The organism is Brevibacterium zhoupengii, from assembly GCF_021117425.1.
In the GTDB taxonomy this organism is placed as follows: domain Bacteria; phylum Actinomycetota; class Actinomycetes; order Actinomycetales; family Brevibacteriaceae; genus Brevibacterium; species Brevibacterium zhoupengii.
In genome coordinates, this window is record NZ_CP088298.1 from 4,206,816 (window position 1) to 4,220,468 (window position 13,653).

Here is a 13,653-nt window from a genome sequence, read left to right on the forward strand (position 1 = left end):
AGCGAATCGTTACTCCCGGCTGACCCATCTGAATCGCGCCGTGCTCCGAATCTTCGTACATGAGAAGACCACTTCATGCCGCCCTCGCCGGGGTCGTCGCCACGATTGTCCTGTTCGGTGTCGCCGACCTTCTGGCCCGTGCCTTCGGTCCGCCGGCCGCACCTCTGCTGGCATTGGGCCAGACGATCATTCCGCTCGCTCCGGCCGGTCTCATCAAACCTGTCATCGATTTACTCGGGCACAATGACAAACTGTTCCTGATCCTCACCACCGGCCTCGGCGCTCTGGTGCTCGGAGGGCTCATCGGATGGCTCGCATCCCGTCATCTCCGCTCAGCGACTGCGTTGCTGGGGTTGGCGGGCCTCATTCCCATCATCGTCATCCTCGTCCGTCCCGAAGCTGAGGCCCTTGACATCATCCCGACCATCATCGGACTCGTGCTGGGCCTGGCAGTCTTCCGTCTTCTCATCGGCCTCGCACCCCAGCCGGACGTGGAGAATGAGCCCGAGTCCGAATCTGCGACCCCCTCTCGGCGCCGCTTCTTCGTCATCACCGGTGTCATCGGTGCTGCGGGAGCCGCGGCCGTGGCAGCGGGCCAGACCGTGGCCTCCTTGGCGCTCGACGCCGGGGCCGCGGTGGCAAAGTTGGTGCTGCCGAAGCCGGCGAGTGAGGCTCCCCCGATTCCCGCCTCGGCGCATCCGGACGTCAAGGGCCTGGCACCCTTCGTCACGAACCCGAAGGATTTCTATCGCATCGATACGGCCCTGGCTCCTCCGGTCATCGATCCGGAGGAATGGTCGCTGAGGATCCACGGCATGGTCGAAACCGAAGTTGTCGTCACCATGGACGAACTTCTGAAGCTTCCTCTCAACGAGCACCACATCACGCTCACCTGCGTATCCAATCCCGTCGGTGGTGACCTCGTCGGCAATGCCACCTGGCTGGGCTACCCCGTCCGTGAACTCTTGGCTCGAGCAAGACCCCTCAAGAACGCAGACATGGTGCTCTCGCATTCGTTCGACGGCTTCTCCGCCTCCACCCCGATCGAGGTCCTGCTCGATGATCGTGATTCGCTGCTGGCCGTCGGAATGAACGGCCAGCCGCTGCCGCCCGAGCACGGATTCCCCGCTAGGTTGGTCGTGCCGGGTCTCTACGGCTTCGTCTCTGCCACCAAATGGGTCACCGAACTCGAGGTCACCCGTTTCGATGAGAAGACGGCCTACTGGACCGACCGCGGCTGGGACGCCAAGGCACCCATCCTCGTCGCCTCCCGCATCGAAGTGCCCAAACCTCTGGCGAAGGTCGCGGCGGGTGACCTTGCCGTGGCGGGCACGGCCTGGGCGCAGCGAAGCGGCATCAGCAGAGTCGAGGTGAAGCTCGACGATGGGGAATGGACGCAGGCCGCCCTCGGCGATGAGGTCAACATCGACACCTGGCGCCAATGGAAGACCGGATTCAGCGACGTCAAGGCAGGATCGCACACCGTCACCGTCCGAGCCATCGATCAGGACGGGAATATTCAGACCGCCGAACGCAGGAAGTCCATCCCCAACTCAGCGACCGGGCACCACCACATCCAGTTCCGCGTCGAATAATTCTCAAGAAGATCCGGCAATCACCCATCCAGAACCTCATGGGCTGCGAATACCAGGTACACAGCGAGCAACGAAGACGATTTCAGAGCTGTGCGCTGATAGGCACCACCGTTGATGCACCACCTTCACAAGGAGAAGAACGATGAAAACACTGCTTCGCAATCGCACCGCAACCGTCCTGGCAGCCGGCGCCATCTCACTCATGGCTTTGAGTGGCTGCTCGAGCATGGGTTCGGACTCCGAATCCGGTGGCGAAGAGACTCAGGCAGAGGAATCGGGCGAGAGCTCACAGGCTCCGGAAGAATCAGCAGACTCCGCCATGGCTGACTCGAACCTCGTCGGCCCGGGCTGCGCTGCCTACGCCGAAGCCAACCCAGATGGCGGCGGATCCGTCGAGGGAATGGCCCAGGACCCGGTCGCCACCGCCGCATCGAACAACCCGATGCTCAAGACGCTGACCAAGGCCGTCTCCGGCAAGCTCAACCCCGACGTCGACCTCGTCGACACGCTCAACGGCGACGAGTTCACCGTCATCGCTCCGATCGATGATGCCTTCGCCGATGTCCCCAAGGACGACTTGGACGCGCTGGCCAAGGACTCGGACATGCTGACGAAGGTGCTGACCTACCACGTCATCCCCGGACAGCTGTCTCCCGATGAGATCGCCGGCGAACACGAAACCGTCGAAGGCTCGAAGGTGAAGATCTCCGGTGAGGGCGAGGACATGAAGTTCGACGACGCCGGACTGGTCTGCGGCGGAGTTCAGACCGCCAACGCAACCGTCTACATGGTGGATGCCGTGATGATGCCCTCGAAGTGACATCCCAGCTTCACAGAATTGTGGCCAAGGACCGATTTCGACATCTCGGATCGGCCCTTGGCCACATATCTTTTCCCCCAGAACCTGGACAACGACCAATTCTCAGCTCAGCGAATGACATGATTGGGCAATGAGCTCAGACGATCCCTCGGCACCAGGCCATGGACCACCGGGTGGCGATCTCCCAGCGCCGGCTGGTGGGACAGCCACAGCAGCCGATCCCAGCGGTGACCTGCTGCTGCGGATCGCCGACGGTGATCGCGCCGCTTTTGAAGAACTGTTCGTCGCCCAGTCCCGCATCCTCATGGCAGTGATCCTGCGGATCGTGAGAAGTCAGTCCCTCGCCGAGGAGGTGCTTCAGGAATGCTTCACCGAAGTCTGGACCCGGTGCACCGGGTTCGACCCCGCACGGGGAACCGGCAGGGCCTGGCTGATCACCCTGTGTCGCAGAAGGGCCATCGACTGCGTCCGCAGCGTCCAGGCCCAGCAGGATCGCGATCTGGCCGACGGGCTGCGGTCCTCAGCGGGGATGGGAGAACAGGTCGAGCAGACTGTCATCGACAAATCGGAATCGGATCGCACGGTGACGGCGCTGAAGATACTTCCCAAGGAGCAGGCACAGCCCATCGTCATGGCCTTCTATCAGGGCCTGACCCACGCTCAGATATCTGAGCGCCTCAAGGTGCCCCTCGGTACCATCAAGTCACGGATCAGAGACGGAATGAAGAAGCTGCGAGAAGAGTTGGAGGCAAGCCGATGAGCACCGATCGTGACTATCTGGCTGCCGGTCTGGCACTAGGCGGACTCAGCGACGCAGAACTCGCCGAGGCGCAGGCCCTTGCCGACACTGACGCCGATTTCCGCTCCGAAGTCGCCGCGTACTCCGACACCATGGCGCTCATGGCCGAATCCGATGCGGAACTGGCCGTTGATTCGGCAGCTGAACCCTCTCCAGCTGGGCCTTCGACGGGCACACCCGAACACATCAGTGCGGCCACCCGGGACGCAATCCTCGCGATCCCCGGCGCCCACACACAGATCCAGGGCACACCATCTGAGCCACCGCGCCAAGAGCAGGAAGAACCGCACCCGGAGCCGGAAACATCACGCCAGGAGCAGTCAGCAATGTCTGCGCCGAGGCAGCACGCTCCAGCACAGTCTGAATCCGTAAAGTCTGAATCAGCACCACCGGCAGATCTGGCCGAGCACCGCCGCAATCGCCGCCCATGGGTGGCCTGGACGGCGGCAGCGGCCGCAATTGTTGCTGTCGCAGTCCTCGGGGCCAATGCCTGGCAGCTGCAGCAGGAGCAGAACGAGCTTGAGGAGAAGTTGGCCTCGACTCAGCAGCAGCTCGATGACTCCGCTCGTCTCATGGAGGCTGGAGATCTGCGGACGAGCAACGCCGATCTGCCCGAGGGTGGTTCGGTCACTGTGTTCTCATCTGAAAAGGAGCAGCTCATTCGGTTCACCCCTCGTGACGTCACCGCTGCTCCGGCAGGGAAGTCGATGCAGATGTGGGTGATCGGTGACAAGGGTCCCGAGAGCGTGGGCCTCATGACCGGTCAGCCGGTGACGATTGCCGATGAGCCATTCACGTCGGGCAGCCTGTTTGGCATCACGGTGGAACCGGAGGGCGGTTCGAAGCAGCCGACGACCGACCCGATCGTGGCCATCGACCTGTAGGCACGTCCGATACAGACCTCGGGTCAGGCATCTCCGTATATCGAGCAGTGCAGGTCACGCTGCTCGGCATCACAGCGGCGGATGGGTCTGAGCGTGACCAGTCACCCCTTCGAAAGCCTGTGCTGCCTTGAGCACACGCGCATCAGCCCCGACAGGGCCAATGAACTGCAGACCCACCGGCAACCCTGTTGCGGAGAAACCGGCCGGCACACTGATCGCTGGACATCCCGTAGCTGAGATCAGGCTCGTCGCGTGGACCCATGCCATGTAGTCGGTGATCGGCTTTCCGTTGAGAGTGTCTGGATAGTCGAGGTCGGCGGCGAAGGGCTCCACCTGACTCGTGGTCGTCACCAGCACATCGTGGCACTTGAAATAGACCTGCATGGCTACCCACAGGCGGGCGCGAGCAGCATCAAGTGCGAAGAGATCCGCAGCCCCCAGGTCTAAACCAGATTGGATGTTTCCACGTAGAGTACTCTTCATCTTTTCGGCGTGGTCGCCGATGAGATGCCCATAGTTCTTAGCGAATTCGTAGGCCCTGGCCAAACGGAACACCTCAGCAGCATCATCGAGCGGCGGGGCCTCGTGACTCAGTTGCGCTCCCAATCCGGTCAGTACAGTTTCGGATTTGCTGACGACCTCGGCGACTTCGCCTTCGACCTCGACCTGGCCGTTGAGATCCGGAGCGAATCCGATCGTCCACCCCGACAGGTCCGTGCCCGTATCAAGGTCCGAGAACTGTCCCAAATCCAGACGTGATGTCGGCCCCCAGGGGTCCGGACCGCTGCACAGATCCATCAGCAAGGCGACATCAGCGACATTGCGCGCCATGAATCCCGGCTGGCTCAGCCACTCCCATGGGTTGCCTGGCACCACATGGGGAATCCACCCGTTTGAAGGACGCAGCCCCACGATGTTGTTGAAGGCGGCAGGCAGACGCAACGACCCACCCGTATCCGACCCGTCTCCCGCTGCCTGCACTCCGCATGCGATCGCTGCAGCGGCTCCCCCCGACGAGCCAGATGCGGATCGAGTGGGGTCGTACGGATTGTGTGTCGTTCCGAATACGGGGTTGGCGGTGTGAGCTCCCGCCGCGAACTCAGGCACGTTGCTCTTGCCTGTGCTGATCACGCCTGCTGACTTCAGCCTGGCCACAACGAGGTCATCGCGATTCGGGACGTTATCGGCAAAGATCGGTGAGCCGAATGTCGTCCGCATCCCCTCAGTCTCATGCGTGTCTTTATGAGTCATCGGTACACCCGACAGAAGTGGGAGGTCCGTCCCACGTGCCCTCAGCTCGTCGACTTTCTTCGCCGAGGCGAGAGCACAGTCAGCATCGACCGTGACCACAGCGTTGACAAGCGGATTGATCTCGTCAATGCGGTGCAGGTGAGCCTCGACGAGTTCGCGAGAACTCAGTTGTCCAGTCGAGAGCGCACCGGCAAGTTCAGCAAGTGACATCCATCGGATGTCCGTTTCTGCGCTGATTGACACTAACGACGCCCGGCCAACAAGCCGACGCAGACACCCAGCAGAGCGGCTCCTGCCCCGACAGCAGCACCCGCGAAGAACTCGCTGCCACGCACAGAAGATCCGAAACCTACTCCGGCCGGTTCAGCCACCGGCCGCAACGCAGAGCCTGCTGGCGCCGCGGACACCGCAGGCATTTCAAGCACCTCAGGAGCCGCCTCTGCGACTGCGGCTGCAGGCTCGTCGACCCCTTCGTGGATGGCCCGGTCGATGTCTTTGAAAAATTTTGTGGCGATGCGTTTCGCCACACCGGACAGCATTCGCTGGCCGACTCCTCCGATGGCTCCCCCCAGAACAGCGTCGGCGTCCCAGGTGACCTCGGTTCCTCCGGCTTCGCCAGGGGCCAGCGCCACGGTGATATCGGCACCGATGGTTCCCGGTCCGCCAGAACCTTTGGCAGTGAGGACGAACGACGTCGGGGGCTGCTCGTGTGAAAACGCCACCGAACCCTTGTACGTGCCTTTGATCGCCGCCACGCCCATGGTCAGTACCACGTTATAGGTTTGTTCGTCGACCGGAGTGAAGCCTTCGACTCCCGGAATTGTCGCCGCGAGGATCCGGGGGTCGTGGAACGCCGCATAGGCGGTGTCTGGATCGGCCGTCATCTGAGCTACGGAAGAGATGCGCATGTGGTGCAGTCCTTACTGGTGTCCGGCAATGGATAGGGGTGCAGAAACGGCAGAGTCGAGGCCTCGGGATTTCAGTCCGGGGACTTCACCGGCCTCGTGCTTGTTCCGCAGTTCCCACAGTGTTGAAGGGTCGAGTGGCATGGCACGGATGGGGAAGCCTTCAGCATCTTCGATGGCAGACGCGATCGTCGTGGCCGTCGGAATTGTTCCGGCCTCCCCTGCACCTTTGATGCCCAAAGGGTTGAGTGGGCTGGGGGTCTCCAGATGATCGGTCTCAACGTGGGGGATCTCGGATGCGAAGGGCATGAGGAAGTCCATGAAGGAAGCATTGAGCAGCTGTCCGTCCGTGTCATAGGCCATCCGTTCGTAGAGTGCCCCTCCCACACCTTGGGCGACACCGCCGTGTACCTGTCCTTCGACAACCATCGGATTGATCATCGGCCCGCAGTCGTGGACGACGCAGTAGCGAAGGATCGTGATGTCGGCAGTCTCCGGATCGGTCTCGACGATCGCGGCATGCATGCCGTTGGCCACGGTGGAGCGCAGCGGCGAGAAGAACTCCTGTTCTTCCAGGCCCGGTTGCTCGCCCGGTTTCACCGAGGGCTCCTCAGCTGTGGACTCCTTGGCGAACTGGGTCGCGGCTTTGGCGCTTTCGTCGAACGCGTAACGCAGGGGATTCGACAGAACAGACACCGCGGCCAATGGCATGGCGGCACTGGGGTCGCCTTTGACAGAGATGATTCCGTCGACGATTTCAAGGTCCTCGGGGTCGGCCTCGAGTGACTCGCCTGCAATCTTCAATGCCTTGGCTTTGACCTTCTGAGCCGTCAGGTGCAGAGCGTTGCCTGCCATCACGGCTCCTCGCGATCCCCAAGTCCCGACTGAGTACGGAAGTTTGCGGGTGTCACCTGTCGCTACATGGACGGTGTCGATGGGGACGCCAAGTGCATCGGCGACGATCTGCGCGAAGACCGTCGCATGAGCCTGCCCGTGCGTCGTCAACCCAGTCCAGACATTCACCCGGCCAGAAGATTCGACCTCGATATGGCCGCCTTCGTATGGACCGGCACCGGTGCTCTCGACATAGCATCCAATCCCCAGACCGACCTTGCGGCCTTCGGCTCTGGCCTGGTCACGATAGGCTTCGAACTCGTCCCAGCCGACGAGAGCCTTGAGCTTGTCGAGCGAGGTCACGAAGTCACCCGAGTCCAGGCAGCCTTCCGCACCGTCCTGCATGGTCACTCCCATGGGATGGGGGAATTCGCGGACGAAGTTGTTCAGACGCACCTGGGTGCGATCCATCCCGAGTTCGTCAGCGATGGCATCGACAGTGCGTTCCATCATGAACACCGCATGGGCGCGACCGGCGCCTCGATAGGGCGTGACCATGACGGTGTTGGTGTACAGAGACCAGTATTCGACTCGGTAGTTGGCGATGTTGTAGGGGCCCATGACATGCGTCGAAGTGTTAAGAGGCACGATGACGCCGTAAGGAATGTAGGCCCCGTTGTCGTGCCAGAACTTCACATCCAAACTGAATATCCGACCGTCATCGTCGAATCCGACTTTCACATTCTGAGTCTGTGCTCTCTCGTGCGCCGAGGAGATGAAGTGCTCGCGCCGGTCTTCGGTCCATTTAACCGTCGTTCCAAGTGCTCTCGCGGCGCAGGCCACGGCCAGTTCCTCTGGCCAGGGGTGGTTGATTTTGACGCCGAAGGCACCGCCGACGTCGGGAGTGATGACTTCGACCCTTGTCAGCGGGATCTCCAGCCGTGCTGCCAGCGCGGCTCGCAACCCGGTGCTGGTCTGGGTTGAGGAATGAACTTGGAGGCTTTCGTCCTCCCGGTTCCAGGCAGCGATGACGCCTTTGCCTTCCATCGGCATGCAGGCGCTGCGCTCGAACTCCAGGTCGAAGTCGAGCGTATGTGGGGCCCGCTCCAATCCAGCGTCAACGTCCCCGACTTCTTGGACGTAATGGGCGGCCACATTGTCGTCCATTCCAGCGTGGACGATCCGCTGCCCCTCACGAGATTGTTCGACACCGACGATCGGGTCAAGGAACTTATAGTCGATCTCGATCCGTCCGGCCGCGTCCTCGGCGATGTAGCGGTCGCGGGCGATGACCATGACGATCGGTTCGCCGACGAAGTTCACGTGGTCTGGGGCCAGAGCGAAACCGGTATGAGGTGCCACGATCGATGGATGCGGGATCAACATGGGCAGGCGGTCTGCTGCCTGACCGGGCAGATCTTCGTGGGTCCAGACTGCGATGACGCCTTCGACATCGATGGCGCCTGTGACGTCGATATCGACGATGTCAGCGTGGGCGTGAGGGCTGCGTACGAAGGCCGCGGCAACACTGCCGTTGGCCAGGTCGTCAAGATAGCGACCGTTGCCGGTGACGAGACGCGGGTCCTCCCGACGTTTGATCTTCTGGCCGAACATACGTGTGGTCATTGAGACACCTCGGTATCTTCTCTGTCGCAGCAGTCCTGGCCACAGCCGCCCCGTAGTTCGGCCGTACGTTGAACCGCCTTGACGATGTTCTGGTAGCCGGTGCACCGGCAGAGGTTGCCGGAGATCGCCTCCCGAGCCTCTTCTTCGCTCGGGTGCGGGTTTTCGTTCACGAAGGCGTCAATGGTGGTGATGAAGCCAGGGGTGCAGAAGCCGCATTGCAGCCCGTGGGAATCGATGAAAGCCTGCTGCACGTCGGCAGGGTTCTCCGGATCGTCTCCGATTCCTTCGACGGTGGTGACCTCATGATTCTGTGCGCTGGCGGCAAAGATCAGACAGGACCGGATCGGATCGCCGTCGAGCTGCACTGTGCAGGCACCGCAGACCCCATGTTCGCAGCCGACATGGGTACCGGTCAGCTCCAGATCCTGACGCAGAACGTCGGAGAGAAGCTTGCGATCTGGCACATCGAGAACATGGTCTTTGCCGTTGACACTCAGCCGGATGGTCGATCTCGGTTCGGTTGCCGCCTCAGTCGCGCTCATCTGAGTCATCGTGATTCCTTCTCCTTGCATGTTGCTGCTCACTGTCCACCGCTGAGGGCTGATGCACCACGAGTGCTGTTCTGTCTGCTCAATCGCTTGAGCAGGCGTCCGGCGATGACTCCTGTGAGATGTCGGCGATAGTCGGCGGTGGCGTGGATGTCCCCTTCCGGATCAATGAAATCCTTGATCGCCGAGGCGACGGCGTCGACGATCGTGTCCACGCGATCCACTGGGGTGCCGGAGACGAATTGATCGAGTTCGATGATGTCCGGGGTGTCCGTGACTGACACGAATCCTGCCTTCAATCCAGTGATCGCGGCAATCTTGCCCGCAGTTCCGGAGACAGGCGGTCGGGAAGCGTCAACAGAGGCAACAGCGTCGGCGTTGTCTGTGGACATGATCAGTCCGACTCCGGCCAGTCCGTAGTCGCCGCTGCGGCGTGCCAGTTCGTCGAACCCGGCCCTCTGTCCTGGCTGGAGAGCTGGGAAGATCGCCTCGGTGATGAGCTCATCGGGTTCCAAGCTGGTCTCCAGCGGACCGACGTTGAGTTCGTCTGCTGTGAGTGTGCGTGCGCCTCTCAGACTCCTGACCCGCACGTGACCACCGGTCAGTGCCAGAATCATCGGCATCTCACCGTTGGGGTCGGCGTGAGCGATGGAGCCGACCGTGGTGCCTCGATTCCGGATCGACGGGTGAGCCACATGTCGCAGTGCCTCACCCAGGAGCGGATTCGCCGAGGCGACGCCCGGGTCGCGCTCGAGCCGTCGGTGGCTCACGAGCGCACCGACCGTGATCTCCTGTCCTTCGATCGTAAGCCCGTCGAGTCCGTCGACAGCTGTGATGTCGATGAGGTTCTCTGGAGCTGCCAGTCGCATATTGAGGACTGGGACCAGGCTCTGTCCCCCGGCGATGATCTTTCCATCCGATGCATGCGCCGCGAGCAGTTCCAGGGTGTTCTCAATAGTCTTCGGACGGTGAATCCTCAGGGGAGAAGGCTTCATTGTCTATGTCACTCATCTTTCGTTCTGCGGAGCTTGCGATCCTGTTCGAGGTCTGCGGTGACCCGGGCTCTCTGCCCTTCGCTTCCAATGTTGAGTCCAGCGCCATCGGCTGGATCATCCAGCAGCTCTTTCGGCGCCAGCCAGCGCGCAACATGGTACATGAGCAGCATCGATATCGTCCCCAGCGCGATTCCGGAGAGGATGAAGTCGTCAGTGAACTTCAGGCTGACGTCACCGATGGCGATGATCAGTCCTGCTGCGACCGGGACGATGTTGAGCGGGTTGGCGAAGTTGACCCGGTTCTCAATCCAGATCTTCGCACCCAGCATGCCGATCATTCCGTAGAGGACGACCGTGATGCCACCGAGGACTCCGCCCGGGACCGATGATATGAGTGCACCGAACTTCGGTGAGAAGCCGAAGCAGATCGCAACAAGTGCAGCAACCCAGTAGGCCGCGGTGGAGTAGACGCGCGTGGCCGCCATCACCCCGATGTTCTCTGCATAGGTTGTCGTCGGTGAACCTCCGACCGAGGTGGCGACGACAGTGGCGACGCCGTCACCGAGGACCGCCCGCCCCATGTATTTGTCGAGCTTGTCACCGGTCATCTCTTCGACTGCCTTGACGTGTCCGGCGTTCTCGGCGACGAGGGCGATAATGCCGGGCAGCATGACGACGATCGCCGCCGCATTGAAGACTGGAAGGTGAACTCCGACGACACCTGCAGCAGTGTCCGTCATGGGCGGGAACCCGATCCACGCGGCTGACTCGATGGCGGAGAAGTCCACGCGGAAGTGTGTGGTCACTTCTCCGGCCGCGGCACTGAATGAGGTGATCTGACCGAAAATCTTGTCGAACAGCCAGGAGATTCCGTAGCCGAGGATGAGACCGAGGAACACTGCGATGCGACCGAGGAACCCTCTTGCCCAGACGGAGAGGAAGACGATGAAGACCATGACGATGACCGCAACCCACTGGTCCTGGGGCCAGTAGGTGTTTGCAACGACCGGGGCCAGGTTGAAGCCGATGAGCATGACCACTCCGCCAGTGACGACGGGCGGGAGGACTTTGGTCAGCGCGGACGCCCCGATGTAGTGGATGAACACACCGACGAGAGCGAGAATGACGCCCGAGACCATGATCGCACCGGTCACCTCGGCGGGGGTGCCGCCTTGGGCGGTGACAGCGGTGACGCCGCCGACGAATGCGGCGGAGGTGCCGACGTAGCTGGGTACCTTGCCCTTGACGATGAGGAGGAAGATGATGGTACCGAATCCCGACATCATGACCGCCAGCTGCGGGTTGAGCCCCATGATAACGGGGAACACGAAGGTTGCCCCGAACATGGCTACCACGTGCTGAGCACCAAGGCCGATCGTTCGGCCCCAGGTCAGACGTTCGCTGGGTTTGACGAACTCACCTGGGGCGACAGTCTTGCCATCCCCGTGCAACGTCCATGAAAACATCGACATGTGTTTCTCCTCATCGTTGAGAAAGGCCCGGTGCAGACATTTCGACACGTGTGTTCTTGCAGCCGCCGGTCACGAAACATCTCGACTAACACCACGACTCTATTGGGATGATGAGGTACACATCACGTCAGATCCTGCCAAATATACCCAGGCCTCGTCGGCAGTCTTTGCTAAGGAAGCTTGACGATCTGCAACGCCAAAGACACCGAGAGACGGAGGTTGGGGTCCTCGGTGAACGGCCCGACCATGTGTTCGAGCTTGGTGATCCGATATCTCAGCGTGTTGTAGTGGAAGTACAGCGACCGTGCCGTTTCGGCCACGTTGAGATTGTGATCGAGCAGAGCCTGCAAAGTGGTGCGCAGTCCTTCGTATTCTTCTTTGTCGTCCCCAGCCAACGGGCCGAGGACCTCGCGGGCAAAACTGCGCAGCTCTTCCTTCTTCGTCACCTGAAGGAGCAGCCGGTAGACGCCCAGGGAGTCGTAATGACTGAGGCCCTGACCACGTTCGAGCTGGCGTCCGACCTCGAGTGCGCGCATCGCCTCCTGATAGGCCGCTGCTAGGCCGGACACGTCTGCTGCTGGCCGCGAGATGCCGACCGAGAACTGCCTCCTGCCGCCCCCGCCATATCCGCGCACATCCGTGATGAAGGACCTGAGTCGTGCCGTGATCTTGTCCGCACTCTCTGCCGAGAGCAGCAGGATGACCTGATCTCCCGAACCGACGACCGCGGCAGCAGGATCGTCCTGTGACACGACTTTCGTCCAGGCGTCGGCGAAGAGGGACTGCATCGTCCGTTTGTTCTCAGCATCTGTCTGGTCCGCTTCCGAATCCACCTCGGCGACTGCGACGTTGATGGGTCGGGCCAGGTCCCAGCCCAACGAATCTGCATGGGAGAGCACTCGGTCTGTGGACGCAATATGGCCACGCAACACCTCAAGGACGAAGTCTGTGCGGTACTTGCTCTCGACCGCAGTGATCGCCTTCTCTCGGGTGATAACAAGCGCTGCGGCTGCCGCAGCCTGTTCGATGAGTCGGAACTCGGGAGCTGTGAGCCCGCCCTCGCCGAAGGCAACGATGCGGCCCAGAGTCTTATCTCCGCCTTCGATGCTGCAGTTGCCCCACACGTACGTCAGCCCCGCGCGGGTCTGGCCGCCGCGTTCCAGGCCCGCTGGTTCATCCTCGACACGGAAACGACCAGACTTGTCGAAGCAGTCCAGGCTCGCCAGATCCTCGCTGACCTCGGCTTCGGCCTCGGCAACCATCGAGTGAGTCCGCAGGCAGCGCACCCTGCCGTCCAAGGTGGCGACCGCTGCAGCCACACCGATCCGCTCTGCCACCATCTGGCAGACGTCTTCGAGGTCGCCGTCATTGATGACGACGTCGACAAGCTCTCGCATCGTCTGTTCCGTCTTCCGGATGAGTTCGGCTCGGCGATCAAGGTTGCTCGAGAGCACTTCGTGCATGATCTCGTCGAAGCCCACTCCGTCGCCGAGGTGGACGATGGGCAGGCCGAGCCGGTCGGCTTCCGCGATGGCGGATTCCGGTATCTCGGGAAGATATCGTCCCGGCTTGATGCAGATGGCGGAGACCCCGCTGGCGTCAAGCGTCGTCAGGAGCTGGGCGATCTCCTCTGGCCGATCGCGCAGCGGATAGGCGGTGGTCAGGAGCAGTTCGCGCGGCTTCACCCAAGGGATGATGTCTGGAACTTCCATCACATTGGTCAGCTCAACTAGGCGATCAAGCCCCTGCGCACCCGCGACGACCGCGCCGTTTCGCATACTCGGCAGATCCATGACGTCACGCACGGACAGACATGCTGAAAAGGGGTCGCCATCATCGGCTAGCAAGTTTTGATGCATATCCAAGCCATTCTTGGCACCATTTGACATGCAGTGACGATAGCAGGTCACGATAATCTGTCGAA

The 13,653-nt window shown here is 61.6% G+C and carries 11 protein-coding genes; 4 read left to right on the forward strand and 7 right to left on the reverse strand.

All coding sequences use genetic code 11. The annotated features are described in order from the left end of the window. Positions 1-59 precede the first annotated feature (59 nt). From LQ788_RS18985 to LQ788_RS19000, 4 genes are all read left to right on the forward strand, one after another. Positions 60-1,595 carry a molybdopterin-dependent oxidoreductase gene (locus LQ788_RS18985; RefSeq protein WP_231443730.1) on the forward strand — a complete coding sequence of 512 codons (1,536 nt, stop codon included), beginning with the start codon at positions 60-62 and terminating at the stop codon, positions 1,593-1,595. Positions 1,596-1,737: 142 nt separating this feature from the next. Further along, on the forward strand, positions 1,738-2,415 hold the full coding sequence (locus LQ788_RS18990; protein WP_231443731.1) for a fasciclin domain-containing protein: 678 nt from the start codon (positions 1,738-1,740) through the stop codon (positions 2,413-2,415). 130 nt (positions 2,416-2,545) lie between these two features. Continuing rightward, positions 2,546-3,175 carry a sigma-70 family RNA polymerase sigma factor gene (locus LQ788_RS18995; RefSeq protein ID WP_231443732.1) on the forward strand — a complete coding sequence of 210 codons (630 nt, stop codon included), beginning with the start codon at positions 2,546-2,548 and terminating at the stop codon, positions 3,173-3,175. Then, entirely contained in the window at positions 3,172-4,098 is a 927-nt protein-coding gene (locus LQ788_RS19000) for an anti-sigma factor (protein ID WP_231443733.1), read from the forward strand. Before LQ788_RS18995 ends, LQ788_RS19000 begins: the two co-directional genes overlap by 4 nt. Before the next feature lie 69 nt (positions 4,099-4,167). Here LQ788_RS19000 and LQ788_RS19005 read toward each other — a convergent pair whose 3' ends face one another. The 7 genes from LQ788_RS19005 to LQ788_RS19035 all read right to left on the reverse strand — a co-directional run bounded on the left by LQ788_RS19005 (position 4,168) and on the right by LQ788_RS19035 (position 13,618). Beyond that, positions 4,168-5,559, reverse strand: a complete 1,392-nt coding sequence (locus LQ788_RS19005) for an amidase (protein ID WP_231443734.1) — start codon at positions 5,557-5,559, stop codon at positions 4,168-4,170. 32 nt (positions 5,560-5,591) lie between these two features. After that, the gene (locus tag LQ788_RS19010; RefSeq protein WP_231443735.1) at positions 5,592-6,257 is read right to left on the reverse strand and encodes an SRPBCC family protein; all 666 of its coding nucleotides are present in this window, start codon (positions 6,255-6,257) and stop codon (positions 5,592-5,594) included. Positions 6,258-6,269: 12 nt separating this feature from the next. Next, positions 6,270-8,714 carry an aerobic carbon-monoxide dehydrogenase large subunit gene (gene cutA, locus LQ788_RS19015; protein WP_231443736.1) on the reverse strand — a complete coding sequence of 815 codons (2,445 nt, stop codon included), beginning with the start codon at positions 8,712-8,714 and terminating at the stop codon, positions 6,270-6,272. Beyond that, positions 8,711-9,265, reverse strand: coding sequence for a (2Fe-2S)-binding protein (locus LQ788_RS19020; RefSeq protein WP_317207052.1), 555 nt, complete (start codon positions 9,263-9,265; stop codon positions 8,711-8,713). Before LQ788_RS19020 ends, cutA begins: the two co-directional genes overlap by 4 nt. A 29-nt stretch (positions 9,266-9,294) precedes the next feature. Continuing rightward, positions 9,295-10,257, reverse strand: a complete 963-nt coding sequence (locus tag LQ788_RS19025; protein WP_231443739.1) for an FAD binding domain-containing protein — start codon at positions 10,255-10,257, stop codon at positions 9,295-9,297. Between the two features lie 8 nt (positions 10,258-10,265). Next, on the reverse strand, positions 10,266-11,729 hold the full coding sequence (locus tag LQ788_RS19030) for a uracil-xanthine permease family protein (RefSeq protein ID WP_231443741.1): 1,464 nt from the start codon (positions 11,727-11,729) through the stop codon (positions 10,266-10,268). A 170-nt stretch (positions 11,730-11,899) separates the two neighbouring features. Next, positions 11,900-13,618, reverse strand: coding sequence for a PucR family transcriptional regulator (locus LQ788_RS19035; protein WP_317207053.1), 1,719 nt, complete (start codon positions 13,616-13,618; stop codon positions 11,900-11,902). Positions 13,619-13,653: the final 35 nt, after the last annotated feature.

Coding starts and splice junctions, on each gene's coding strand:
- LQ788_RS18985 (WP_231443730.1), top strand. CDS start 60: ATGAGAAGACCACTTCATGCCGCCCTCGCCGGGGTCGTCGCCACGATT.
- LQ788_RS18990 (WP_231443731.1), top strand. CDS start 1,738: ATGAAAACACTGCTTCGCAATCGCACCGCAACCGTCCTGGCAGCCGGC.
- LQ788_RS18995 (WP_231443732.1), top strand. CDS start 2,546: ATGAGCTCAGACGATCCCTCGGCACCAGGCCATGGACCACCGGGTGGC.
- LQ788_RS19000 (WP_231443733.1), top strand. CDS start 3,172: ATGAGCACCGATCGTGACTATCTGGCTGCCGGTCTGGCACTAGGCGGA.
- LQ788_RS19005 (WP_231443734.1), bottom strand. CDS start 5,559: ATGTCACTTGCTGAACTTGCCGGTGCGCTCTCGACTGGACAACTGAGT.
- LQ788_RS19010 (WP_231443735.1), bottom strand. CDS start 6,257: ATGCGCATCTCTTCCGTAGCTCAGATGACGGCCGATCCAGACACCGCC.
- cutA (WP_231443736.1), bottom strand. CDS start 8,714: ATGACCACACGTATGTTCGGCCAGAAGATCAAACGTCGGGAGGACCCG.
- LQ788_RS19020 (WP_317207052.1), bottom strand. CDS start 9,265: ATGACTCAGATGAGCGCGACTGAGGCGGCAACCGAACCGAGATCGACC.
- LQ788_RS19025 (WP_231443739.1), bottom strand. CDS start 10,257: ATGAAGCCTTCTCCCCTGAGGATTCACCGTCCGAAGACTATTGAGAAC.
- LQ788_RS19030 (WP_231443741.1), bottom strand. CDS start 11,729: ATGTCGATGTTTTCATGGACGTTGCACGGGGATGGCAAGACTGTCGCC.
- LQ788_RS19035 (WP_317207053.1), bottom strand. CDS start 13,618: ATGTCAAATGGTGCCAAGAATGGCTTGGATATGCATCAAAACTTGCTA.